The organism is Devosia sp. SL43 (assembly GCF_021729885.1).
Classification (GTDB): domain Bacteria; phylum Pseudomonadota; class Alphaproteobacteria; order Rhizobiales; family Devosiaceae; genus Devosia.
The window spans coordinates 1926050-1948841 of the sequence record NZ_CP063401.1; the positions used below are offsets into that span (position 1 = coordinate 1926050).

Sequence of the window (22792 nt, forward strand, 5' to 3'; positions counted from 1 at the left end):
TGTCGTCTGCCTGAATTTTGCTCACTTGGGCTCGTGGTATTGAACCAGCGAAGCGTGGCCCTTTCACATCTGCCAGGATCCGTCGTCCCGACGGCCGAGATTTCTGTTTTAGTTTTGAGGCGGGAATTCGCCCGCAGTCCCACATATGCGGGATACGCAGGTCAGCAGCCCACCTTCGTTGGTTGACCTGACGCTCGTGCCAAGCCCTACTCGACGGGTAGTTTGACTGAACCTGAGAGGCGCGAGCCATGCTCTATAGTCAATGCCTTGACGCAGGCATGGCCCGAACCGCGCGCCTGTTCGGCGCTCCCCACGCGTGGCAGGCCTGAGCATGCTCAAGGTGCTCTACCTGACGCCCAATCTGGCGGATCCGGCGGCAGCACGGCGGATATCGATGATGCGAACCGGGGGCGCCTCGGTGGCCGTTGCCGGCTTCATCCGCAAAGGGGCAGCTCTACCCAGCCTCGATGCCAGTGATGTGGTCGTGCTGGGCGAAACCTTCGATGGCCGGTTCGGGCAACGGCTGGTTGCCGTCGCCAAGGCCCTGGCAACCATCATGCGCACCCTGGGTGGCCGGGATGTTCCCGACATCATCATGGCCCGCAACCTCGAAATGCTACCCCTGGCCAACCGCCTGCGCGCCTTATGGGGCGGCCATCACCCGATCGTCTATGAGTGTCTCGATATCCACCGGTTGCTGCTGCGCCAGGATTTCGTCGGCCGCGGCATGCGCGCGGCAGAGCGCTACTTGTCAGCCCCAGCGGCGCTCCTGACCACCAGTTCGCCTGGCTTTCTGCGCAATTACTTCGACATCTATGGCGGCCCGCCCGCCTTGATCGTCGAGAACAAGGCACCCATCGGCAATGGCGAACGTGGCCGCAATCCGGCGCTGCATAACGTGGAAGCCCCGTTGCGCATCGGCTGGTTCGGCGCCCTGCGCTGCAGCCGGTCCCTCGATGCCCTGTCCCAGCTCACCGCGGACATGGGGGGGCGGCTGGAGGTCGTGCTGCGTGGCCGACCGGCGCTGACCGAGTTCGACGACTTCCATGCCCGGGCCGCCGCGCAACCCGGTCTGACGTTCGCCGGACCCTATCGCAATCCGGACGATCTGCCCGCCATCTATTCGGACGTGCACTTCTCCTGGGCCATCGACTTTTTCGAAGCCGGGCAGAACTCGAGCTGGCTACTGCCAAACCGTCTCTACGAGGGATGCCTGCACGGCGCCATTCCCATCGCGGTGGCCGGTACCGAAACGGCGGCTTTCCTTCAACGGCATGGCATTGGCCTGATCGTGCCCGATATCGAGGCTGAAACGTTGCGCGGCACCCTGGGCGGGCTCGATGCGTCGACGGTCCGCATGATGGCGGGTCGTGTCGCGGCGCTTGACCCTTCGCTGTTTTCTTATGGTGAGGCCGATTGCGAGGCCCTGGTCTCTCGCCTTTCCAGCCTTAGAGCCGATATCAACCTAGCCACGGAGGTCGCATGACCATGCCGAGCAAGACGTGCCTGATCGTCATTCCGACGCTGAACGAAGCCAAGCATATTGCCAGCCTGCTGGAGGGCTTGTTGCCCGAGGCAGAGGCCCTGGACGCACGCATCATCGTCGCCGATGGCGGTAGCGATGATGGCACGCTCGACATCGTCCGCGACTTCGCGCGGCGTAGCGCGCGGGTCGAGCTTCTGCCCAATCCCAAACGCATTCAGAGCGCGGCGATCAATCTTGCGGTTGAGCGCCATGGCGCCGGTGTCGACTATGTCATCCGCGTCGATGCGCACGGCGCCTATCCACCTGACTATTGCCGGGCGCTGGTTCGCGAGGCGCAGGAGCACGGTGTCGACAGCGTCGTCGTGCCGATGAAGACAGTTGGCACCAGCCTGTTCCAGCGTGCGGTAGCGACGGCACAAAACTCGATCGTCGGCACCGGCGGTTCGGAACATCGAACCGGCAGGTCCGGGCGCTTCGTCGCCCATGGCCACCACGCGCTGATGAGCATCCCGGCCTATGTCGCCGTCGGAGGCTACGATGAGACGTTCCGGCACAATGAGGATGCCGAACTCGATTTCCGGCTGACCCAGGCGGGCTTCCGCATCTGGCTTACCGATGCCACAACCATGACCTATTTCCCACGGGCCTCGGTGACCGGCCTGTCGAAACAGTATTTCGGCTATGGCCGGGGCCGTGCCCGAAACCTGCTCAAGCATCGGATGCGACCGCGGTTGCGCCAATTGCTGCCATTGGCCATCGTGCCGGCAGCTGCATTGGTGCCGCTGGCCCTGGTTCACTGGACGGCGCTGGTGCCGCTCGGCCTCTGGGTCGCCGCTTGCCTGGGACTGGGCGGTCTGTCGGCGCTGCGCATGTCAGACCGCTACGAGCTGCCGCCCCAAGGGGCGCCGCTGGTCGGCATCAGTGCCATGATCATGCAACTGGCCTGGTCGACCGGCTTCTGGCTGCATCTGGCGGAGTCGCTGCCGCAGAAGCGGACACCGGGGCCGGCATGAACAGGCACAGCGTCGATATCTGCGTCTGCACGTTTCGCCGCGCCTACCTTGCCGAAACGCTGGCGTCTATCGCCAGACTCGATGCAAGGGACATCGCCATCCGCGTCGTGATCTCGGACAATGACCACACGCCCAGCGCCCGGGCCTTGGTGGAAAGCGTGGCTGCAGGATTCCCGTTTCCGATCACCTACCTGCACAGCCCGGCAGCCAATATCTCGATCGCCCGCAATGCGTGCCTCGATGCGGCGACGGCAGATTTCATCGCCTTTGTCGACGACGACGAAGTAGTCTCCCCGCTCTGGTTGCAGCACTTGCTCGCCAAGGCTACCGAGACCGGGGCTGGCGTCGTGCTTGGCCCGGTACGAGCGGTCTATTCACCGTCAGCACCGCGCTGGCTGACGGAGGGCGACTTTCATTCGACACTTCCCGTCCAAGTCGGCGGGACGATACGGACCGGTTATACATGCAACGTGCTGATGCGCTGGCAAATGCCGCTCAGCGCGCAGCGCTTCGACCTGTCCTTGGGCAAATCAGGCGGCGAGGACACCGACTTCTTCTACCGATACAGCGACGCCGGCGGCGCTATAGCCTTCGCCCCAGAGGCCTGGATCGACGAACCGGTACCGACAAACCGGGCGGCCATGAATTGGCTGCTCAGCCGCCGGCTGCGCTCGGGGCAAACACATGGCGCGCGTCTGCGTGCGAAGACCCGATTTGCTATCCCTGCCGCCTGCATTGCCGCGGCCAAGGCAGCCGCCTGCCTGGGCATGGCCGTAGTCTCGGCCTATTCGCCCATCGGCTGGCGCAAGAACCTCCTGCGCGGCGTGCTGCATCTGGGTGTCATCGGCGGGCTCTACGGCGCTGCGCAGCCCGCCCTTTATGGTCAGCAAAGACCGAGTTGACCGCTGCTATTCAGCAGCGGCCTTGGCCGGCTCGAGCAGGACGTCGTCGAGTTCGAGCCTTTCGAGCGCCGCCAGGAAGCCTTCCCGAATGTCGGCACGATCGAGTGCATAGGCGACATTGGCGGTCAGGAAGCCAACCTTGGAGCCGCAGTCGAAGCTCTGGCCGATATATTTCACGCCGGTAAAGGGCTGAAGCGTCATCAGCGTCTGCATGGCGTCCGTCAGCTGAATTTCGCCGCCGGCGCCGCGCGGCTGGTCGGCCAGCAGCGAGAATATCTCCGGCTGCAGGATATAGCGCCCGGAAATGATGAGGTTGGAGGGAGCGTCCTCGGGCTTGGGCTTTTCAACCATCTGGGTGATCTGGAAGCCGTTGTCCTCACCATGGCCACGTCCCACGACACCGTAGGACGAAACCTCGGCATGGGGCACTTCCTCGATGGCGATGATGTTTCCCGCGCTTTCTTCATAGGCGTCCATCATCTGCTTGAGGACGCCTGGTTTGCCCTTGAACAGCATGTCGGGCAACAGCAGCGCAAACGGGTTGTCGCCAACGATATCGCGGGCGCACCACACGGCGTGGCCCAGACCGAGCGGCTCCTGCTGGCGGGTGAAGCTGGTTCGTCCGGCCGAAGGCAGATCCCGGCGGAGCTCTTCGAGAGCCTTCGTCTTGCCTCGGATTTCCAGCGTCGTTTCCAGCTCGAATTGCCGATCGAAGTGGTCTTCGATCACACCCTTGCTTCGACCCGTCACGAAGACGAAATGTTCGATTCCGGCCTCTCTGGCTTCATCGACAGCGTATTGAATCAATGGCCTGTCGACCACTGTCAGCATCTCTTTTGGTAGGGCCTTGGTCGCAGGCAAGAAGCGGGTTCCCAAACCTGCGACTGGGAATACCGCAGTCCTAACGCGCTTGGTCACGAGGAAAGCTCCGTTGATCGCCGTCAGTCACGTCATGCGACCACAACGGACCGCCAAAGTCTATCAGCGGACATCTGCGCTCACTGCATGGCACTGCCGCAAAAATGGCAGATGTCCCATCGTCAACAAAAGTCCACACTTCTGACTTACAACCGCCGACTGAACCAGCAGCTTTATCCACACTGCTGGCATTTTGCTTTTGATTGCAAAACCTACTGATGGCCAACCTGTCCTTTGGTGTAGTCGCGCTGTCGTTTTCGAGTATATTTACTGTCGCTAAGTATGAAGCTCGCCATAGATGACCGCCGGATGCGAAAATGCGCCGCCCCGGAACCTTCTCGCGGCACGGGCCCATCAATAAACACACGCACAATGTCGTTGAATTGACCAGGCGTTGCTCCTCGAGCAACTCGCTTTAGTTCTGATTTACCGTTATGACTGCTTCTTGTGTCGGTCAGCTGCAGGCGCGGCGCGTCTTAAAGTTGCGCTAATTCGATGGGCTGTACACCAGATACAGCAGGCCGCCATTCGCGAGGAACTTATGGTACAGAGGGAACAGGCGGACAAGAAGGACCTCGAAAGCGGGGTCGGAGCCGTCCCCCATCGCCGGAGAATATGGCAGAGCTGGCCAATGGGCCTGACTGCCCTCGCCTTCATTGTCCTGTCGTGGTTCGGCCTCTATCTGCTGTGGCGCGGCATCGCTCCACTTATCGGCCTCTAGACCCCACAACCCCGAAAAGGGCCTCTTGCCCACGCAACAACGGCACCACCTCGCAGGGCCGCACTGATGATGAATCAGTGCTATGCGCAGTAGTTGGCAATCTAGGCAATTTTGGGAATCGTCTTCATCAACACGCTGCGATGCGCGCATGACTGCCATGCGCCCGATCTGTTGTCATGCCCGGCTATTCATGGTTCCTTAATTGCATAACGAACTGCAATAGTGGTCACAGGAGTGGCTAATATTTAGGCACAACCGCATTCGTCGCTAATACAGTTTGCGGCAGCAAAGTAAAACCGAGACCGGTACGCCGGTTGATCGAAACCAGAAACGTCTTTCAGCACGCAGGTGGCCAGATGTCGGTAATGAACTACGAAATTGATGCATCAAACTCGGCATCCGATGTTCGCTTTCCCAAGGGCGGCGCTGCGAAGCGGGCATTCGATATATCCGTCGCCTTGACGCTACTGCTCTTTGCTCTGCCCGCCATGTTCTTCATCGTGGTCATCATGATCTCCACCGATCGCGGCCCGGTCTTGTTCAGTCATGAGCGCATCGGACACAAGGGGCGCCGCTTCCGTTGCTTGAAGTTCCGCTCGATGGTGACCAATTCTCAGGAAGCTTTGGCGCGCCATCTTGAGACCTTCCCGCAGGCCAGGGCCGAGTGGGACGCGAACCAAAAGTTGCGCGACGACCCGCGCATTACCCGGCTCGGCGCTTTCTTGCGAGCAACGAGCCTGGATGAACTGCCCCAGCTGATCAACGTCATCCGGGGCGACATGAGCCTGGTGGGGCCACGTCCCATCGTGCAGGCCGAAGTTATTCGCTACGCCAACGACATTGCGTCCTACGTCAGCACGCGCCCCGGTATCACCGGCCTGTGGCAGGTGAGCGGACGCAGCGATGTGGACTACGATCGTCGTGTCCAGCTCGACGCCCAGTATGTTCGCGAATGGTCGTTCCTGGGCGATATCATCATCATGGTTCGAACGATCAAGGTCGTTCTACTGCGGACGGGCAGTCGCTAGAAAGCGGGGGGATCATCGACATGAGCTCCATTTTCTCGCTCCGACCCTCCCTCTTCCGCTCCCGCAACCCCGCTCGCAATTACACGACCGATCTTGAGCGGCTGACCGCCGTGAAGCGGTCGGTGGAGCAGGCGATCGCAAGCGCCGTTTCCGAGCGCGACGGATTGCGGCGACGGGTCGAACTCTACTACGCCCAGGCTGCCAACCTTCTCGACAATACGGCCGAGTTCGGTGCGCGATCAGACGATGACGAGGCCTCCATTACCCTGGCCGAGCGCAATGCCAGCGAGGCGACGCAAAGGGTCAGCGATGTTTCATCGCAGATCGAACAGCTGCAGGCGCTGTCTGCCCAAGTGGACGATTTGATCGCCCAGTTGCAACCAGTCGTGGACCCGGCCGTAGCATCGTCCGGTTAGGCCGCTCTTTTCTGATCGATACACCCGCGCCGAGAGGTTCTCATGTCACATGACCAGAGCGAGGGAGGAGACATGCTGTCCGGCGCCCGCCCCGAGGTGTCGGTCATCATGGCAAATTTCAACGGCAGCGCCTATCTCGGTGCCGCTATCGAGTCGGTGCTGAGCCAGACGCTGGGCAATATCGAAGTCATCGTCGTCGACGACGCCTCCACCGATGACAGCGTTGCGATTATGCAGTCGTTCGCCGCGACCGACAGCCGGGTCCGGCCGCTCCCCCTCACCGCGAATGCTGGCCCCGCCAAAGCGCGCAATCTTGCCCTGGACCTGGCCCGGGGTGAGTGGATCGCCATCGTCGATGCCGACGACCTCATTACCCCGGACCGTCTTGGCCGCTTGGTCGCGCTGGCCAGTGACAACGACGTCGGCATCGTGGCCGACGACCTGTTCTATTTCGTGGATGGCGCAAAGCCGCATGCTCAACTGTTCCAGTCGGCAAGCTATGCCGAGCCCGAATTGATCACGGCCGAACTGTTCGTTGACGGCAGGACCAAGGCCGGCGACCCCGTGGCTTTCGGATACCTCAAGCCACTGATCCACAGCTCCGTGCTGGCAAGTCAGCGCTATGACGAGACGCTCCGGGTCGGCGAGGACTACGACCTGCTGCTTCGCCTGCTGCTGAGCGGCGCGGAGCTCTGCGTTGCTCCCGAGGCGATGTACTATTACCGCCGGCACAGCCAGTCGCTATCACATCGGCTGTCGGTGTCGACCGTGCGCGCCATGATCGCGAGCCAGGATCGGTTTGTGGCTCAAAACGGCCCCTTCCCGGCCGCCATGACCACGGCATTCCAGCGCCGCCGCAAGGCACTTCTGGGACGCCTAGACTTTGAGGAACTGGTCGAGGCGATCAAGGCACGGCGTCTCCTGCCCGCCCTGGGCGCGATGCTCGGCCAACCGAGCCTGCTGGTTAAGCTCGGGCGATCGGTCAGCGAGCGGCTGACGCGCCGGCTTGGCGGAAAGGTTGCCGGATGACCGCCTACGCGCACCCATCGGCTATGGGTTCGGTGCGAGCCCCGGTGATTGAGTTCAATATTGCCGCGTGCCTGACATCGGTCTCGCTTGGCGTCCTTCTCCTCAATCCTTTGTTCGGCGGGCTGGCTGCGCTGATCTTCCTTCTCTGCGGCGGCCTTCTGATGGCCACCAAAATACCGCACACCATCCAATCGCTGGCGCGCTTCTGGTACGTCCTGCTACTACCGGTCTATTGCGCCCTGTCGACACTCTGGTCGCAGGCCCCTGCAGAGACGTTTCGCGGCTCGCTTCAGCTCTGCGTAAGCGTGGCGATCGCCATAGTGATCGCTTGCCGCGTACCGCCCCGCACACTGGTCCGCATCCTATTCGGCATCTTCCTGATGGCGATAATCGCCAGTGTACTATTCGGCAGGGTGCGCAATTCGTCGGGCGCCTGGATCGGCATCTTTGGCAGCAAGAATGCGTTCGCGGCCATCGTTTCTGTCTTCATCCTGACATCGGTAGCCGCCTTAGTGGACAAGGAGGGCTCACGCCTGCAGCGTGTGACTGCGCTGATCTCGCTGGTGGTGTCGGGTCCCATTCTGCTCCTGGCCCAGTCAGCCGGCGCGATCATTATGCTGATGCCGAGCCTGGGTGCCATGCTGTTCGTGTTGAGCGGTCGTTGGCTGACTCCACTACAGAGGGCAGTACTGCTCTGCGTGGTCGGCATGCTAGCGGTGATCGCATCGCTCCTTGCGGTTGGCTATTGGAGCGAATTGATGAACCTGGTGCTCAACACGACCGGCAAGGATACGACCCTAACGGGGCGAACGGACTTGTGGGCGGTGGGCATCGACCTGATCCGCGAGAATCCGTTGTTCGGTGTTGGCTATCGGGCATTCTGGCTCCAGGGCTATTCGCCGGCAGAAATCTTATGGGCGCAGTTTGGTATCGCCAGCCGGTCCGGATTCAACTTCCACAACACCTACATTTCGAACGCAGTCGAGATCGGAACCGCTGGCGTCACGATTCAGGTAGCCATGTTGTTCGGCGCATTCTTTCTGGCATTGAAATGGGGGTTGAGAGACCCTTCTCCGGCCACCGCCCTGTTCCTTGGCTATCTCACCACTGCCGTTTTCGGCAGTTTTGTGGAGGTTTCCCTGTTTTTCCAGTTCAGCCTGCCAACCACCTTAGTCGTGGTTGCGCTGGTCTATGGAGTGCGAGCATCCAGCCCATGACAGACACTACCAACCTCGTCCAGATACGCACCCCGACCTATCGCCGGCCCAAAGCGCTTTCGCGGGCACTGCGCAGCATGCAGGCACAGACCTGGAGCAATTGGGTCTGCGACGTCTACGACGATGACCCACAAGGGTCGGCGGAGACGGTCTGCCTGGCGCTGGCCGATCCACGGATCGTCTATCACAGAAACGTCCGACAGAACTTCGCGTCCATGAACATCGACCAGTGCTTCAGCCGCAATAATCCCCATGGCGCGGAGTATTTCTGCGTCGTTGAGGACGACAATTTCATCCTCGACACGTTCCTCGAGGCCAATATCGCCCTTTGCAAGTCCCAGGGCGTCGATATCGTGCTGCGCAACCAGCTCTTCGAGCATGCCAGCGGCACCGATGCGGCCTATCTAGGGACGAAGGGCGTGCTCGATGACGTCTTCACCAACGGCCTCTATGACCCGCTGACGTTCCGCACATCGCTGCTGATGGGCATCGGCGTGTCCAATGGCGGCCTGTTCTGGAGCCGCCACGCCCGCAGTGAGCTCGAAATCCAGTACAATTGCACGGCGACGCTGCAGGAATATCTGCGGACATTCTCCATTCGCGAGCCGATCTACGTCGCCATGGAGCCGCTGGCGGTCTGGGCCGAGAATGCCGAGCAGACGACGCGCAATGCCGGTCTCAACACCTCGTATCTGCGCCGCGAACTCAATCTCAAGCGCAATGTCCAGCGCCTGCGTCGCGCCGTCTGGAACGAACTGCCTGCTGAGGCAAGGAAGAGCTATCTCGACAGCGAGCGCTTCGCTGCGCCCCCTGCTGTGCGCGCCGATGGTCTGGTGAGATCCATGATCTGGCATCAAGCCGGTGCGCCGTTGCCGCCGGTGCAGACGGCGCGCACCGCCCTGCGGTCCGGGTTGGTGGCAGCTTTTGGCCGATCCGACGCGGCATTGAACGACTTCATCGCTTCCCGCCGGGCCACATCCAGGGTGCGGTCGAGCGGAGCCGACTACCAACCCAGAGGTGCAGCATGAGCCTGGAAGCAGTCGACAAGCCACTCGCGAGCCAGACTGACGCGCCGGTGGTGACCTTCATCATCCCGGTGCGGCATCAAGACAATGCCAAGGATTGGCCGGCGCTTGTCGGCCGCCTCATGCAGACGGTGCAATCGATCGCCAACCAGACGCACGCCTCCTGGCGCGGCCTGATCGTCGCCAATGTCGGCGCCCAGATTCCTGCGCTGCCGCAAGGTTTCGAGGTGGTGCGCGTGACCTTCCCGCCCAACCAGCTCCACGACCTGGGGGCCGGCGACAAGGAAGCCATGTATGACGCGTTCCGCTGGGACAAGGGGCGCCGTGTGCTGTCGGGCATGATCGCGGCGGGGCAGACCGGCTATTTCATGATCGTGGACGACGACGATTTTGTCAGCCGCGATATCACCGCGCATGCCGCCAGCAATTTTGGCGCCAACGGCTGGACCATCCAGAACGGCTATATCTGGTCCGAAGGCGGGCGCCTCGCCTACCTCCATTCCCATTTCGCCACGTTCTGCGGCACCTCGCATGTGATCCGCTCGGACCTTTATGAGGTGCCGGCTGCCGTGGCTGCGGGGAGCGAGGACTATGTCAAGACCATGCTAGGCAGCCATGTCCGCATCGAGGCCATCCTTGCCGCCAAGGGCAGCCCGCTGCAACCGCTGCCCTTCCCTGGCGCGATCTATCGCGTCGGCCATGCCGGGGCGCACAGCAAGTCGCGCGGCATGGTCCGCAACTTCGTGGTGAACAAGAAAACCCTGAAATCGCCGGGGTTGCTGCTGAACAATGTGAGTAAGTTGCGCTTCGTCTCCAAGGGCATGGCCGATGCGTTCGGCATGAGCCTCTAGCCAACCGGCAGGGCCTGACGACGATGTGAAAGAACCGATTTTGAGTGTTACCGGCCAGACCACGCCTGAGGCGCGTTACGATCATCTCAAGACCGGGCGAACCCGCGCCGCCATTGTCGGCCTGCTCTGGTCCTTGCTGAGCGGCTTCGCCCCGGCGGCAATCGGCGCGTTGGTATTCCTCGCCACCTCGCGCGCCCTCGGCCCGGCCGAATTCGGCACCGTCGCGCTGGCGGCGACCATCACTACGATCGCCAGTGCCCTGGTCCCGGTAGGGTTTGGCGACGCATTGGTGCAGCGGGCCGAAATCACCCGGGATCATCTCGATACCGTCTTCTGGCTGTGCTTCGGGGTCGCGGCGCTTGTCTATGCCGGAGTAGTCGTGGCGGCCGTGCCGTTCGCCGACGCCTTCGGCACACCGGAACTGAAGCTTCTCATCCCCTTGCTCGGCCTGAAGGTGTTCTTCGACCTGCTTGGTGCGGTACCCAATGCCCTGCTGACCCGCGCCATGGCCTTCCAGAAGCTGGCGGTCCGCACCACCATCGCGTCATTGGCCGCAGCGGCGATCTGCATTGTGCTGCTGTTACTGAACTATGGCCTCTGGGCCCTAGCCTTTTCACAGCTCGCCTCGTCGCTGATCGCCTGCGCTGCGTCCATGCTGTCGGCACGCTGGGCGCCCAGATTTTCCTTCAGAACCACTGCATTGCGCGACCTGTCGCGCTTCGGCCTGTTCTCCTCGGGCCAACGGGCATTGCAGACCATCAACCTCGAACAGGTGCTCATCGGCTCGTTGCTTGGCACATCCATGCTGGGTCTGTTCAGCTTTGCCAGGCGCATTTTCCAACTGATCAGCGACCTTATCGCCAGCCCGCTCAATGCGGTGTCCTATCCCCTGCTGTCATCGCTGCAAAAGGAGCCGGGCAAGCTGCGGGACGCCTATATCTTTGCCACGCTGGCATCCTCGATCTTCTCGTTTCCGCTGTTCATCGGCATGGCGGCGGTGGCCGACGACCTCATCCCCATCGCTTTCGGCGATCACTGGGGTGATGCGGTCGGCGCGGTGCGGGCCTTCTGCGCCATGGGGCTGCTGACCAGTGTCGGCGTGCTGCAATCGTCCCTGATCCGCAGTCAAGGCCAGGCCGGGCTCTGGCTGTTCTACATGCTGGCCCGGCAGGCCATGACGATCCTCTACATCATCTTCTTCCACAATTGGGGGCTCGATGCGCTGGTGACCGCCATCGCCATCCAGTCCTTTCTGATGTGGCTACCGGCGGTGCACATGGTCATGCGGCTGCTCAACATCAGCCTAGTCACCTATTTCAAACCCTTCGTCGCGCCGGCACTCGCTGCTGCCGCCATGTTCGTGGCCGTATCGGCGATTAAGGAAGTCCTGCCCGGGGACGCTGTCATCCGGTTGCTGGCCAGCATAGGCGGAGGCGCCCTGGTCTATATCGCCGTGCTCGCACTGGCGGCGCGCAGTCAGCTGAGCCGCATCGTGGCGGTCATGCTGACTGGAAAAAAAGCGGCCTGAAGCTCAGGCGCTGGCTTTGCTGGAGGTGTAGTTGCGGACGAAGCCGTTCACGGCCGCCAGGGCACGGTCGGTCACGTCGGCGATCGCCTGATCCGAGCTGAGCTGCGGCTCCTGCTTGGCAATGGCCTTCAGGTGCTGGGCGGCACGGTATGTCAGGATCTTGTTCGGCAATGCCGAGAATATGCTCTCGTTCAGCCGGCCCGAGCGGCCGTTCTCGCCACCGCGCCCGGTGGCCCCGACATAAAGCTCGAGCACGCTGGACGGCTTGAGGTCGTGTACCCGCAGATCGATGGACAGGGCCTCCGACCAGTCAAGCCACTTCATGTGATGACCGCGATAGATCGGCTTGACGCCGATCCAGGGTGTGCGTAGCGCGTCGGCGACGATCGCGCCATGCATGGCCTCGGTGATCAACAGCCGCGCACCTTTGAGCTGTCCCAGTATCTTGTCGGTGGGATCGGTGGCGTCGATCAGCGTGATCCCGGCAATCTTGCAAGCCTCGGCCCAGAAGCCGCGCTCAAGACTCTCGTAATGCGGCATGAAGGCGACATCGATGCCGGGCGTCGCCGGCGGCAAATCCATGGTGCGAAGCAAGATCGCACTGTCGCATATGGCCTTTTCGGAGGGGAGGCCTAGAGCCGCGGCCGTGCGCGGACCACGCACGAAAGCTATATTCCAGGTGCCATCGTCGATCTTGGGACGACCCATATAGCCGGCATAACCCGAGCCCATCACATGCTTGCGCGACTTGGCGGGCAAATGGTCGCCGATGATGGAGCCGATACCGACAAACAGGTCGCTCTCGTCATCGTCGAGAAAACCTGCCGGCAGGATCGACTGCCAGACCGACGTGTTCAACTCGTCGCCGAAATTCGGCACCTTGCCCCTGAAAAACACCAGTTTCATTTGTTCCCCTTGAGGCTAGCCAGAAATCGCCCTGACGGGCTGGTTTGTGAATTCAGCACGTGATGGATTGCGGGAAGAGGCAGCTCTCGCCCGGTGCCGTATAGCCGAACCAGTCGAGCTCCATCTTGATAGGTTGCGCGGGTGCCTCGAACGGTCCCATCCAATCAGTCATCGTGTCGCTGCCCCATAGGCTGAAGAACACATTCTGCTCGTGCGTCGGGATTTCGTGCGGCACGTCGATCGTGCGGATGAGCTCGCCATTGGCATAGAACCTGATGGTGTCGGGGGCCCAGACGAAGCCGTACTGGATGAAATCGCTGTCGGAGGCATAGGGCAATTCAAGCAATCGCCCATTGCCGTTGCCCGGCGTGCCAAGGCCGCTTTTGCCCGACACATAAGTGCCGGTGCTGATCTCGCCGGTGTCCTTGGCCAGCACTTCGAAGTCAATCTCGTCGTGCGGCTGGTTCATGGTCGGGCCGGTATAGGTAAAAAACGCCGCATTGAGGCCCGAGCCGGCGGGCGTCTTCAAGCGCGCCTCGTATGTTCCGTATTTGTAGGCCGTGCGGGTGCGGATTTCGCCGCAGGTGAATGAGCGACCAGCCATCTCACCGGGACCAAAGGCAATCTCCAGAATTCCATCGTTGAGGGTGACGCGCTTGTCTGCCCACCCGCAATTCTGGTGCGGGCCATTGGACCAGCCATCAGAAGCATACCAGCGCACGCGGTCGAAAGTGTTGAAGTCATCAAAGAAGCTGACACTGGTTTCTTGCGCGGCGGCTCCGACGGAGAGCAGCGACAGAGCAATCAGAGCGGCGGAACTCGACAGGGTGGGGCGCTGGATTCGAGATAGATGGACCATTGTAGAACTCCCGTGAACTAGAGACTTGACGCATCCTCTGGCTGCGTAATCAGCAGCACCACCTTGACGACATCCCCCGGTTGCAAGGCTGTCACATCGGTAGCCTGCAACTCGGCTCCGTCGCGTATGATGATATATTGATGATCGACCAGATCGCTGCCGCCGCTGGCTCCTTGCAGCAAGGCGTCGGCCATTAGCGATTGCTGCGTGGCGATCTGGGTGCGCAAATCCGCGATCTGGGCATCCACCTGCTGCCGTTCGGTGGTCAGGTCCGCAGTACGGTTGCCGCCCAGGGCCAAAAGGCTGCGATCGGTGTCGTTGATGTCCTTCTGCGTGCGCAGGATGGCAACGCCAATATCGAGCAGCCTGGTTTCGAGATCGGCCACCATCTGCTCGGTTGACGACACGCGTGTATTGGCCGCCAGTCCGTTGTTGGCCAGCGATTGCACGCCGGCCAGATCCTGCTTGGCGTTTTCGAGCTGCCCCTCGACTGTCGTCTGCTTCTGTTGCAACGTGGCCAGTTCACGCTTCAGCAGCTCGGAAAATTCAGAGAGCGAGAGTTCCTGCCCGTCGGACCTGCTGGAATTGGCGTCAAGCACAGCCTGTTCGACCGACATGATACCGCTGAAGCCTTCCAGCGACGCCAGTTCCTGCGGTACGGCAATCTGTTCCTGTCCAGCCAGTTCGGCGTCGAGACGGGCGCGGGTCGCAATCAGCCGCTCCAGTTGCCCCCGTAGCACCCCGAAGGAACCCCGTGCCGAAATCAGCTCGCGTTCGCTGTTCATCGCGCCGCTTTCCGAGGTCCTTTCGCCGCCAGCAAGACTGAGCGCCTTGATGACATTGAGGCCCGGGCTATAGGCATATTCGCCGGGCGCCTCAACATCGCCCAGAACGTAGATCGGGCCAAAGGCGACGATCTCGATCGTTACATTGGGCGGGTTGGCAAGGCCGAAATACTGGCTGAGGTCGGTGCTGAACTCGGCCGCGAGATCGGCGGTGCTCCGTCCAGCGGCAGCTTGCTCGCCCAGGAACGGCACCGACACTGTTCCCGTGGGCCCGATGGCATATTCACCACCAACCGCCGACCATTCCCGGAAATCGCCTTCGCCCGGGCGCCATTCGACGACCTTTATGGCGATGCGGTCTGAAATGCCCAGAAGATAGGGCTCGGCGGCATGGGCCGACACAGCAAATGGCCAGGACATGGCCAATGCGCTGGCAAGAACAAAGGAGGAATAGGCACAACGTCTGCGTGTCTTCACGATACCGGATGCTCCCGATCTGCTATTTCCGAAGTCCGCCGCCGAAGCGCCGGATTGCACGGACCGCTTGCTGGTCTGCATGGTCGGAGCCTAGCATCAAAGTTCGGTTTGACATCGGCGCTCAGCACAACCCAGTCCTGCGCGCGGGGAGCGAAAAAGCCTTCTTAATTTCCTAGATCTGCCTCAATGGCCGTGATTGCATCGGGGATGTTCGCAACGCCGTGTGGAACCTGCAGAATGCGCACGCGACCGGCATTGGCCAGCTCGGCGGCGCGACGGAAAAATGCGCCGATGCTGCCGCCAAACCCGGCTTCACCGAACCGGCCCATATAGGAATATCGCATCAGCGCCTGAAGCCCCGACTGCGGATCGAGTGGCAGAATCGCGGCATGCTCGCCGCGGGTCAGGACGTAAAGGTTGGCCAGCGGAACAGGGTGATCGCAGAAGCCCTCGGTCAGGCTGAATTGCGATTTTTCGATTGAAGGATGCAGTTGCGCCTGCCGCTCGAGCGCTGCCAGGCCAATGCCGTTGACAGCCGACTCCCAGAGCTTGAGCTGGCTGTAGGCGGGCACAACCTTGGCGCCTTCGGCGAAATCGATGGCCACCACGTCGTCCGAAAGCAACGCATGACCGGCCGCCACGATGGCGCCTGCAGTGGTCGATTTGCCGGCCCCCTTGTCGCCGAGCAATCCGATGCCACTCCCGTTCACCGCCGCAGCACTGGCATGCAGGACCAACAGACCACGCCGCTGTAGCAGGGTCGCCATCACTGAGCCCAGCAGCGGCAGCGCTACCAGAAAGTCCGACACACCCGGATTGGGATCGACCTCGATCAGCGTCTCGTTGACGACCCGAAAGCCGCCGACGGTGTCCCACCCCAGATACTGCTTGTCGCCATCGAAGCGAGAGACGGCCCCTTCAGCACCGCGCAGCGGATCGGCAATACGCGTTCGCCGTATCGTCAGGTCGGTTCCTTCGGCGCGAGCCGCCCGCATCTGCGGCATCTCGATGTCCGATTGCACCGTCATGCCGAACAATTCATAGCGAAAGCACTGATCTGGGCGCATTGCCAACCCCTTGCCAGCCACAGTCATGCGCCACGACTCCTCAGCCAGAATGAGAGAAAGACGCTCCGCCAGACCATGAACAGCTCGGTGGCGTCGATTGCCTCGGGCCGCTCGATCAGCCGGGCGACGGTACCGCGCAGCCGTCCGATATCGAGATAGGCCGCCAGCGGGCTATCTCCACGAGATAGACCGGCCAGGACATCCTGGTGATGTTTGACCAGACCTAGCCGAACCTCTGACGAGAAGTCGATCTTGTCGCGGCGCCATTGCACTTTGGCCGGCAGGATGTCCTGCATCGAGCGGCGAAGCAGGCTGCGCGTCCAGCCATCGCGCAGGATTTCGCTGGAGGGCACGCCAACCGCAAAGCTCACCAGCTGCACGTCGTAGAATGGGAAGCGAAGCTCCACATTGGCCAGAGTTCCTGCCCGATCGAGCGCCTCGAACGCCTCCCCCACCTGGGGGGTCGATACATTCCAGGCGTGCATTGTTGCTTCATCGGCATGGGCCTGCCGGAGTTTGCTCTGCCATTCGTGGTACCGGGCACCTGCATCGGCGCGCGCGGCAAAGGCTGGGGCCAGAAACGACAGCGAGGTCGTGGACCGAGGTGCGGTCCGGTGGCCCAGCCGCATTTTTTGCGCCAGCCGATGCAATCGTCGACCCGGTCCATAAGTTGCGAAGTAGCGCAGAAACAGGCCATTGGCGCTTTCGCCAAACAGGCCCGCTGCGCCGCGGAGTTCACGATACAGGCCGAACCAGTTGCCACCGGCCGCCAGTTCGGAGAGCCGGCCAAATCCGTGCGAAACGACTTCGTCGCCGCCATGCCCGTCGAGCAGCACGCGCGTACCCGCACCGTGTGCAGCGGCGAACAGCCGTGTCATCTTGGGCAGGCCCGGCGCGAACATCAGATCGCTCTGACCGTTGGCCAGGTCATCGAGCCCCAGCAATGGCGCCAGATCGTCAAAGCCCAGGAATATCGGCTGCACGGCATAGGCGTCGAGCACTGCCTCGACATAGTCACGCTCGTCCAGATGCGGCGTTCCGGGATAGTCGAACGAGTAGGTGTGTAGTGAACGAGATGGTTCCCGGCCGAGCTGCCGTGCAGCGAGCGAAACGATGGAAGACGAATCGAGGCCTCCGCTCAGCATGGCGCCCAGCGCCGGGCTGCCCCGCAGCCGCGACAGCACGGCGTCGTCAAGGCGCTCCCGGAAAATCTCGGCGGCCGACCGGTCGGTCCCGTATTCCTGGTTGGTCAGCGACCAATAGCGTCGGACCGTCAGCTTGCCTTGTTCAAAGGTCAGACAATGACCGGCAGGCAGGCGATGGGCGCCGCGGAATGCTGTGAGCCCCGGATCGACGGCAAATCCCATAAGAAAGCCCGCCATGCGGACATCTTCGATCGGCGCGCCATCGGCGACCACCCCGGCAAGCTCGGATGAAAACACAAAGCGATCATCATACTGCGCGTAGAACAGCGGCTTGACGCCCATCTGATCCCGCGCGCAGAAGAGTCTGCCCTCCGTCGCATCCCATATGGCGAAGGCAAAGTCCCCACGAAGATGTTCGCAACATGTGTCAGACCAGCGCAAGTATGCGCGCAGCAGGAGCTGGACATCGGAGACGGGCGTTCCATCCACAACACCGAGCGTGCTGATCAGATCTGCACGATTGTCGAGACGTATGTCGCCAACGATGCGCAGTCGAGCATCAGCCACGTCGAGATTGTGTTCGCAGAAGCCTGTGGTGTCCCGATGCGCGTGAGAGAGGCTAACATTCTCTGATGTCCACGATACCTGACCGTCCGGGCCACGTTGCCTGATGGCCCGCGCATGTTTCTGCGCCAGGTCTGCCGGTATGGAGCGCTGACGATCGGCAAGGATCACGCCGGCTATGCCGCTCATTTGAGCCCGGTGCTGAACTTGGCAATCGGCGAGAAGGGTTCAAGATCGCGAGCCGTGCCGCCCAGCACGACAATGTCGTCGACCAGTACCCAGGCATGGGCTGCCAGATCGTCAGGAGCGTCCCTGCGGACGCCCAATTTGAGCTCTGAGGCGACGCCGCGTCGATGCAGCAGCTTTTGCAGCACCAGCCCCTGGGTCAGGCAGCTTGCCTGCGGCACCAGGCGCGCCGTGTTGTGGACGCACCAAGCCATACGCGCCAGGGAGGCCGGCGGCATTTGGGCCGGCAGATCAGTGTCCGGCAGCATTCTTTGTTGAATTTCTGTCAGAGACGAGAAGGTTAGCGCAAGGCGAACCCTGATTAGAAGGAGGGCAGTTTCGACCAGCAACGCCGGGCCACCCGGCCCCAGCGCCTTCAGCCTATTGGTGCGGCGGCGGAGAGATCTCAACAAGATCGGCCCCCATCAGCTCACTCAGCAACACATCTACGTCCTGGATGCAGTCAGTGCGGTCCACCTCGTAAACGGCCAGCACGTCATCGACGATTTCGTCCAGCGTGCGCGGCGCTTGCAGCGACTGCCAGATGATGGTGCCGACGTCGGCAAGGCTGAAATACTGATTGTTCCTCAGATCAAGGAGCGCCGTTCCGTCGCCTAGGCTGGTGGACACAACAGTATCGCTCGCTATGGCGCGGTAGGTCGGAACGTCGGGTATGTCGGACAGCGATTGAGGTGCCATTTGTGTCTCCAGGCCATGCCACATCGCTGCCGAGCGCCGAGGCGTTCGACAGCGAGTGTTCCCCATCTCTTACGAGAAGGTGAGGTCGCCGAAGGCCGTGCCGGTCGGGAACGTGGCATCAAGCTTCGACCCCACGGACTGGCCCTTAGTGAGGCTCTCGACCGAACCATGGCGGACAAGGCGAGGGGCAGTATACGACGATTTCGTCTTCATATTCAGCTCCATTTGTTTAACTTGATCGCTCAGCGTGAGAGCAACGTGTGTCCTCACAATTCAAAATCTGCTCATCCGACAAAGTTCATGTCAAGGAAGCCAGCACGCCGTTGATGTGTGCAATTCTCGTTCAATTGCGCCAACCGCCTGTCGATTAAAAAAGTGTATTGACATTCGTCCGTAACACACCTTTCGGCTACCGGTGATGGATGGAGACGGCACGCATGAATTTCAGTCCTGAACTGGACCTCGTGGTGGCGGCAATGCGGGCCCGATTCAATCCGGGCGCCGACCGCACGCCAGCCGCGCCCTCATCGGAAACGGTCACCGCCGCGATGCATATCGCGGTACGCAACAAGCTGTTGCTGCTGCTCCGTGAGCCCTTGCAGCCTATGCTGACTGATGAGCAATCCAGTTATATAGATGTTTATAGATTTCAGACTATGCAGATGAACTCAACAATAATGCGAGAATCTGCTGCACTTTCGAAAGCATTATTGGAACATAATGTCGGATTTATCTTCATAAAGGGTCCGATTCAACAGAAGTATATTTACGACGACTTCTTCTCTAGGCCCTGTTCCGATATTGATATCCTTGCGAAATCGTCAGACTACAGCAAAATATACGATGTAATATCATCCATCGGCTACCAAACCACCTCGTCATCGTTGTGGTGGCGAGTGTTTCTCGGCGAGCAGCACTTGACAAAAAGCGGCCCGCCGCCTGTGACCGTGGACCTGCATTACCGCATTCAGCAACCGGGTTCGCCGGCCCCCAGAAGCACGCAAAGCTACCTCGCCAGGCCCGACCGTACGAGCGTCCTGGGCATGCCCCTTGAGCACCTGGCCGCCGAGGACATTCCCGTCCTTTCCGCCATCAGCATCGTCAAGGGCCTGTTCAACCGCGAATCGGTGGGCGCACATGTCGCCGACCTATACGCCTGCGTCACACCTGATGTTCCCCAGCAGCTTAACACATTCTTAACTATTGCCGCCGCGCAGAACCTTCGGGGCACAGCGTTGCTGGCGCTGCGCATTGTTTCGGAGGTCTTTGGTGTAAAATACCATCTTGCCGAGGAGATCGGCGCCATGCTCCCGGCCGTTTCCGGGCCGGACCTGGTGCGCATGGCGCTCACACCGACAGATCCAAACCTGGTCTGGCCAAAGCGTCGCGAGGTCTTGTGGCACCTATGCCTGAAGCGGCCCGGCCGATATGCCAGGGAGATCGCACGGGCCATGGCGTCAGAGGCGGCGTTGCGGCTGTTTGAAAGACCAGAAACCCCCGCCAAGCCTTAGCCTTGCGGGGGTTTCCGGTAGGCGCGCAGGGAAACCGTTGGGGGTCAGCCGACCTTCTTCATCGGTATCTGGTAGGAGCCGGCATAGGTGCCCATGAACCGCTCCGTACCACCGGGCTCGCTGAAGTTCGGCAGGTCGGCGAAGTTGACCTTGTTGAGCACGACGCCCTGGATATGGGAGGCCAGAACTGGCTCCTTTTCCATGATCGAGCGGATCAGGCGCCTTGGCGTCTTGCCCCATGCGACTACGAACACGAATGAATCGGTCCATGGCATGATGACCAGCGCATCCACGACCGGGCCAAGCGGCGGCAGGTCGATGATCACGTAGTCGAACTCGTTGCGCAGTTGTCCAAGCAGCTGGGCCATGGCGGCCGAACCCAGGAAGTCGCGCGTATCGGTCGACGCACCCGCGACAGTGGGTAGCACGGACAGGCCGGTTTCCTCGTCCTTGTAGATCGCCTGGCGCCAGGGCAGCCCGGCCGAAACCTGCAACAATCCATTGACGGCGTCAGGTGCTGCCAGCTTGCTCGCACCGCGGTGGCGGAAGTCGGCATCAAGCAGCAGAACCTTGGCGCCCGAACTGGCCAGCATCTCGGCAAAGGTGACCGAAACCAGCGTCTTGCCCTCGTTGGGCAGCGCCGAGACGATCCCCACGATCTGGCACACATCCTTGGCGCCATTCGCATCGATCGCCAAGCGTGTGGAGCGCAGGGTTTCGGTGAATGCCGTCGAAGGGGCCGATGCAGTTTGCGAGATGATCAGTTTGCGGATCGAATTGTGGAGCGCCACATCGGCCCGATGATCCTTGGGCTTCCCCTGCCGGGTGCGGCCGCCTCGCTTGCTGAGCAAAGGCAGGTAGCCAACGAAGCGCAGCCCAAGCTCTTTCGATATCTGGTCACCGATACGGAAGGAGCGTTCACGCATTTCATTGAGGAAAGCAAAGCCCACGCCAAAGAAGAGGCCGCCTATCAAGGCGCCGGCCATTGTGAATACCGAATTGGGAGAGGCCGCCGCGCCGGGCATCTCAGCCTCGCTGATGATACGCGCGGTCGGGATCGGAAAGGACTGGCGCTGCACCAGCTCTTCGTAGCGCGACAGGAAGGAATTATAGAGAACCGTCAGGGCCTGCGAGCGCTGCTGCAACTCGTTGAGCTGGGCGCGATCGCTGTTAAGTTCCGACGTCCTCGAATTCTCTGACTCGACGCCGGCTCGAAGCTCGGTCTCCCGGCGCTCGGCGATGCCGACCTGATTACGATAGTATTCGAGCAGCGCCTGAAGCTGGACAAATATGTCATTGGACACGCCCGAAAGTTCGCCTTGCAGAGCGGCCACTTGTGGATGGTCGGCACCGAACGTCTGGGTGACCTCGGCAATGCGCCGAATGATCGATTCGCGTCGCGCACGCAGCTCGGCCACGCTGGCTGTATCCACGCCGTCACCCGTCAATACCGATGCACTGCTTGCCGCCTGTTCCGGCCCCAACGCAATCAGCGCCTCGAGCTGGGCTGTCTGGGCCCGCATCTGGGCCGTTTCCGATTGTGCCAGCACGAGTTGCTGGGTCAGCGACTCGACGCGACGATTGACGACGGTCGTATCGTTCTCCAGCGAAAGGCCGGTGCGCTGACGGAAGTCCTCGATGGCTGCAGTCGCCTGCTGCTGGCTGACGCTGAGTTCTGCCAGTCGCTGCTGCAGCCAGTCGGCTGCGGTGCGGGAGGCATCGAGATTGGTATTGAGCTTGTCTTGAACCAGCGCACTGGCATAGGCGCGTGCAACACGGTAGGCCAGCTCGCGATCCGGCGACCGGAAGCCAAGATTGAGCACGAAGCTGCGGCCAACACGCTCGATGACGACATTGCGCCGCAACTGACCGGCGACAACTTCGGGTGGCAACTCGTTGTGGAGGACATCGGGTTCGGGAGGGCGGCCAGTGACGAAGCCGATTCCTTGCTTGACGATATCGACGAGCCGTCCGGTGAAGGACGGTGGCGGATTGAGGAAATTGACGTCCGTCGTAAGATTTTCCATGGCCGCCACATCATTGGCGAGCCTGGCCGAGCGCAGGACTTCGATCTGGTTGAATAGATCCGTCTCGCCAGCAGCCAGCGACAGCGGACTGTCTTCATCGGCAACAACCTGCCCGGCATTGGCATCAATGAGAATCTGGCTATAGGCGACGTAACTCTTTGGCGAGAGCCCGAGATAGAGCAGGCCGAGCAGGATGCCGATCCCCGTACCCAGACCGATCACGAATATCTGGCGGCGCATCGCCGTCAGGATCTTGCCGACATTGATGAACTGAGTGTCGGAGGGAACAGCCTGGTCCAGCGACGAGCGGTTGTGACCCGAGCTTCGGTCGCTATTGCCCTGGCGCAACCGGTTTGGGTGCCACTCACCGGCCAGATTGTGTTCCTGCATCAA

21 protein-coding genes are annotated in these 22792 nt (G+C 61.4%); 11 read left to right on the plus strand and 10 right to left on the minus strand.

The features are described from left to right. Nucleotides 1–331: 331 nt before the first annotated feature. Genes IM737_RS09455 through IM737_RS09465 form a run of 3 tightly spaced genes read left to right on the plus strand, consistent with a single transcriptional unit; the run spans nucleotide 332 to nucleotide 3401 of the window. Nucleotides 332–1486 carry a glycosyl transferase family 1 gene (locus IM737_RS09455; protein WP_236899662.1) on the plus strand — a complete coding sequence of 385 codons (1155 nt, stop codon included), beginning with the start codon at nucleotides 332–334 and terminating at the stop codon, nucleotides 1484–1486. After that, nucleotides 1483–2499: a glycosyltransferase family 2 protein gene (locus IM737_RS09460; RefSeq protein WP_236899663.1), complete on the plus strand. Its 1017-nt coding sequence runs from the start codon at nucleotides 1483–1485 to the stop codon at nucleotides 2497–2499. Before IM737_RS09455 ends, IM737_RS09460 begins: the two co-directional genes overlap by 4 nt. Further along, the gene (locus tag IM737_RS09465; protein ID WP_236899664.1) at nucleotides 2496–3401 is read left to right on the plus strand and encodes a glycosyltransferase family 2 protein; all 906 of its coding nucleotides are present in this window, start codon (nucleotides 2496–2498) and stop codon (nucleotides 3399–3401) included. Before IM737_RS09460 ends, IM737_RS09465 begins: the two co-directional genes overlap by 4 nt. Nucleotides 3402–3407: 6 nt before the next feature. On the opposite strand, the gene galU is transcribed toward IM737_RS09465, so the two are convergent. Then, nucleotides 3408–4319 carry a UTP--glucose-1-phosphate uridylyltransferase GalU gene (gene galU, locus IM737_RS09470; RefSeq protein ID WP_236899665.1) on the minus strand — a complete coding sequence of 304 codons (912 nt, stop codon included), beginning with the start codon at nucleotides 4317–4319 and terminating at the stop codon, nucleotides 3408–3410. A gap of 1035 nt (nucleotides 4320–5354) precedes the next feature. Between galU and IM737_RS09475 the strand changes: the two genes are divergently transcribed. From IM737_RS09475 to IM737_RS09505, 7 genes are read left to right on the plus strand one after another with little or no spacing between them, the layout of a single operon-like run. Continuing rightward, nucleotides 5355–6068, plus strand: coding sequence for a sugar transferase (locus IM737_RS09475; RefSeq protein ID WP_236899666.1), 714 nt, complete (start codon nucleotides 5355–5357; stop codon nucleotides 6066–6068). Between the two features lie 20 nt (nucleotides 6069–6088). Next, entirely contained in the window at nucleotides 6089–6484 is a 396-nt protein-coding gene (locus IM737_RS09480; protein WP_236899667.1) for a hypothetical protein, read from the plus strand. Between the two features lie 42 nt (nucleotides 6485–6526). Then, complete coding sequence (locus IM737_RS09485) at nucleotides 6527–7513, plus strand: glycosyltransferase family 2 protein (RefSeq protein ID WP_236899668.1); 987 nt, start codon at nucleotides 6527–6529, stop codon at nucleotides 7511–7513. Beyond that, a complete protein-coding gene (locus tag IM737_RS09490) occupies nucleotides 7510–8730 on the plus strand; it encodes an O-antigen ligase family protein (protein WP_236899669.1) in 1221 nt (406 codons plus the stop codon). Before IM737_RS09485 ends, IM737_RS09490 begins: the two co-directional genes overlap by 4 nt. Continuing rightward, nucleotides 8727–9758: a glycosyltransferase family A protein gene (locus IM737_RS09495; RefSeq protein WP_236899670.1), complete on the plus strand. Its 1032-nt coding sequence runs from the start codon at nucleotides 8727–8729 to the stop codon at nucleotides 9756–9758. Before IM737_RS09490 ends, IM737_RS09495 begins: the two co-directional genes overlap by 4 nt. Continuing rightward, on the plus strand, nucleotides 9755–10606 hold the full coding sequence (locus IM737_RS09500; protein ID WP_236899671.1) for a galactosyl transferase: 852 nt from the start codon (nucleotides 9755–9757) through the stop codon (nucleotides 10604–10606). Before IM737_RS09495 ends, IM737_RS09500 begins: the two co-directional genes overlap by 4 nt. 40 nt (nucleotides 10607–10646) lie before the next feature. Then, nucleotides 10647–12134 carry a lipopolysaccharide biosynthesis protein gene (locus IM737_RS09505; protein WP_236899672.1) on the plus strand — a complete coding sequence of 496 codons (1488 nt, stop codon included), beginning with the start codon at nucleotides 10647–10649 and terminating at the stop codon, nucleotides 12132–12134. Nucleotides 12135–12137: 3 nt separating this feature from the next. Here IM737_RS09505 and IM737_RS09510 read toward each other — a convergent pair whose 3' ends face one another. The 8 genes from IM737_RS09510 to IM737_RS09545 all read right to left on the minus strand — a co-directional run bounded on the left by IM737_RS09510 (nucleotide 12138) and on the right by IM737_RS09545 (nucleotide 19074). Next, nucleotides 12138–13040, minus strand: coding sequence for a polysaccharide pyruvyl transferase family protein (locus tag IM737_RS09510; protein ID WP_236899673.1), 903 nt, complete (start codon nucleotides 13038–13040; stop codon nucleotides 12138–12140). Nucleotides 13041–13092: 52 nt separating this feature from the next. Then, nucleotides 13093–13899 (minus strand): family 16 glycosylhydrolase, encoded by an 807-nt coding sequence (locus tag IM737_RS09515; RefSeq protein WP_236899674.1) that lies wholly within the window; start codon nucleotides 13897–13899, stop codon nucleotides 13093–13095. A gap of 17 nt (nucleotides 13900–13916) precedes the next feature. Next, the gene (locus IM737_RS09520) at nucleotides 13917–15104 is read right to left on the minus strand and encodes a polysaccharide biosynthesis/export family protein (RefSeq protein ID WP_236899675.1); all 1188 of its coding nucleotides are present in this window, start codon (nucleotides 15102–15104) and stop codon (nucleotides 13917–13919) included. 221 nt (nucleotides 15105–15325) lie between these two features. Continuing rightward, entirely contained in the window at nucleotides 15326–16228 is a 903-nt protein-coding gene (locus IM737_RS09525; RefSeq protein ID WP_236899676.1) for a serine kinase, read from the minus strand. 23 nt (nucleotides 16229–16251) lie between these two features. Then, complete coding sequence (locus IM737_RS09530; RefSeq protein WP_236899677.1) at nucleotides 16252–18126, minus strand: asparagine synthase-related protein; 1875 nt, start codon at nucleotides 18124–18126, stop codon at nucleotides 16252–16254. Next, nucleotides 18123–18575, minus strand: coding sequence for a lasso peptide biosynthesis B2 protein (locus IM737_RS09535; RefSeq protein WP_336886238.1), 453 nt, complete (start codon nucleotides 18573–18575; stop codon nucleotides 18123–18125). Before IM737_RS09535 ends, IM737_RS09530 begins: the two co-directional genes overlap by 4 nt. Beyond that, nucleotides 18544–18861: a PqqD family protein gene (locus IM737_RS09540; RefSeq protein WP_236899679.1), complete on the minus strand. Its 318-nt coding sequence runs from the start codon at nucleotides 18859–18861 to the stop codon at nucleotides 18544–18546. Before IM737_RS09540 ends, IM737_RS09535 begins: the two co-directional genes overlap by 32 nt. 69 nt (nucleotides 18862–18930) lie before the next feature. Then, nucleotides 18931–19074, minus strand: a complete 144-nt coding sequence (locus IM737_RS09545; protein ID WP_236899680.1) for a lasso RiPP family leader peptide-containing protein — start codon at nucleotides 19072–19074, stop codon at nucleotides 18931–18933. Between the two features lie 224 nt (nucleotides 19075–19298). On the opposite strand from IM737_RS09545, the gene IM737_RS09550 reads away from it, so the two are divergent. Next, nucleotides 19299–20372: a nucleotidyltransferase family protein gene (locus tag IM737_RS09550; RefSeq protein ID WP_236899681.1), complete on the plus strand. Its 1074-nt coding sequence runs from the start codon at nucleotides 19299–19301 to the stop codon at nucleotides 20370–20372. A 44-nt stretch (nucleotides 20373–20416) separates the two neighbouring features. Here the strand turns inward: IM737_RS09550 and IM737_RS09555 are convergent, their stop codons facing one another. After that, nucleotides 20417–22789 (minus strand): AAA family ATPase, encoded by a 2373-nt coding sequence (locus IM737_RS09555; protein WP_236899682.1) that lies wholly within the window; start codon nucleotides 22787–22789, stop codon nucleotides 20417–20419. Nucleotides 22790–22792 lie beyond the last annotated feature (3 nt).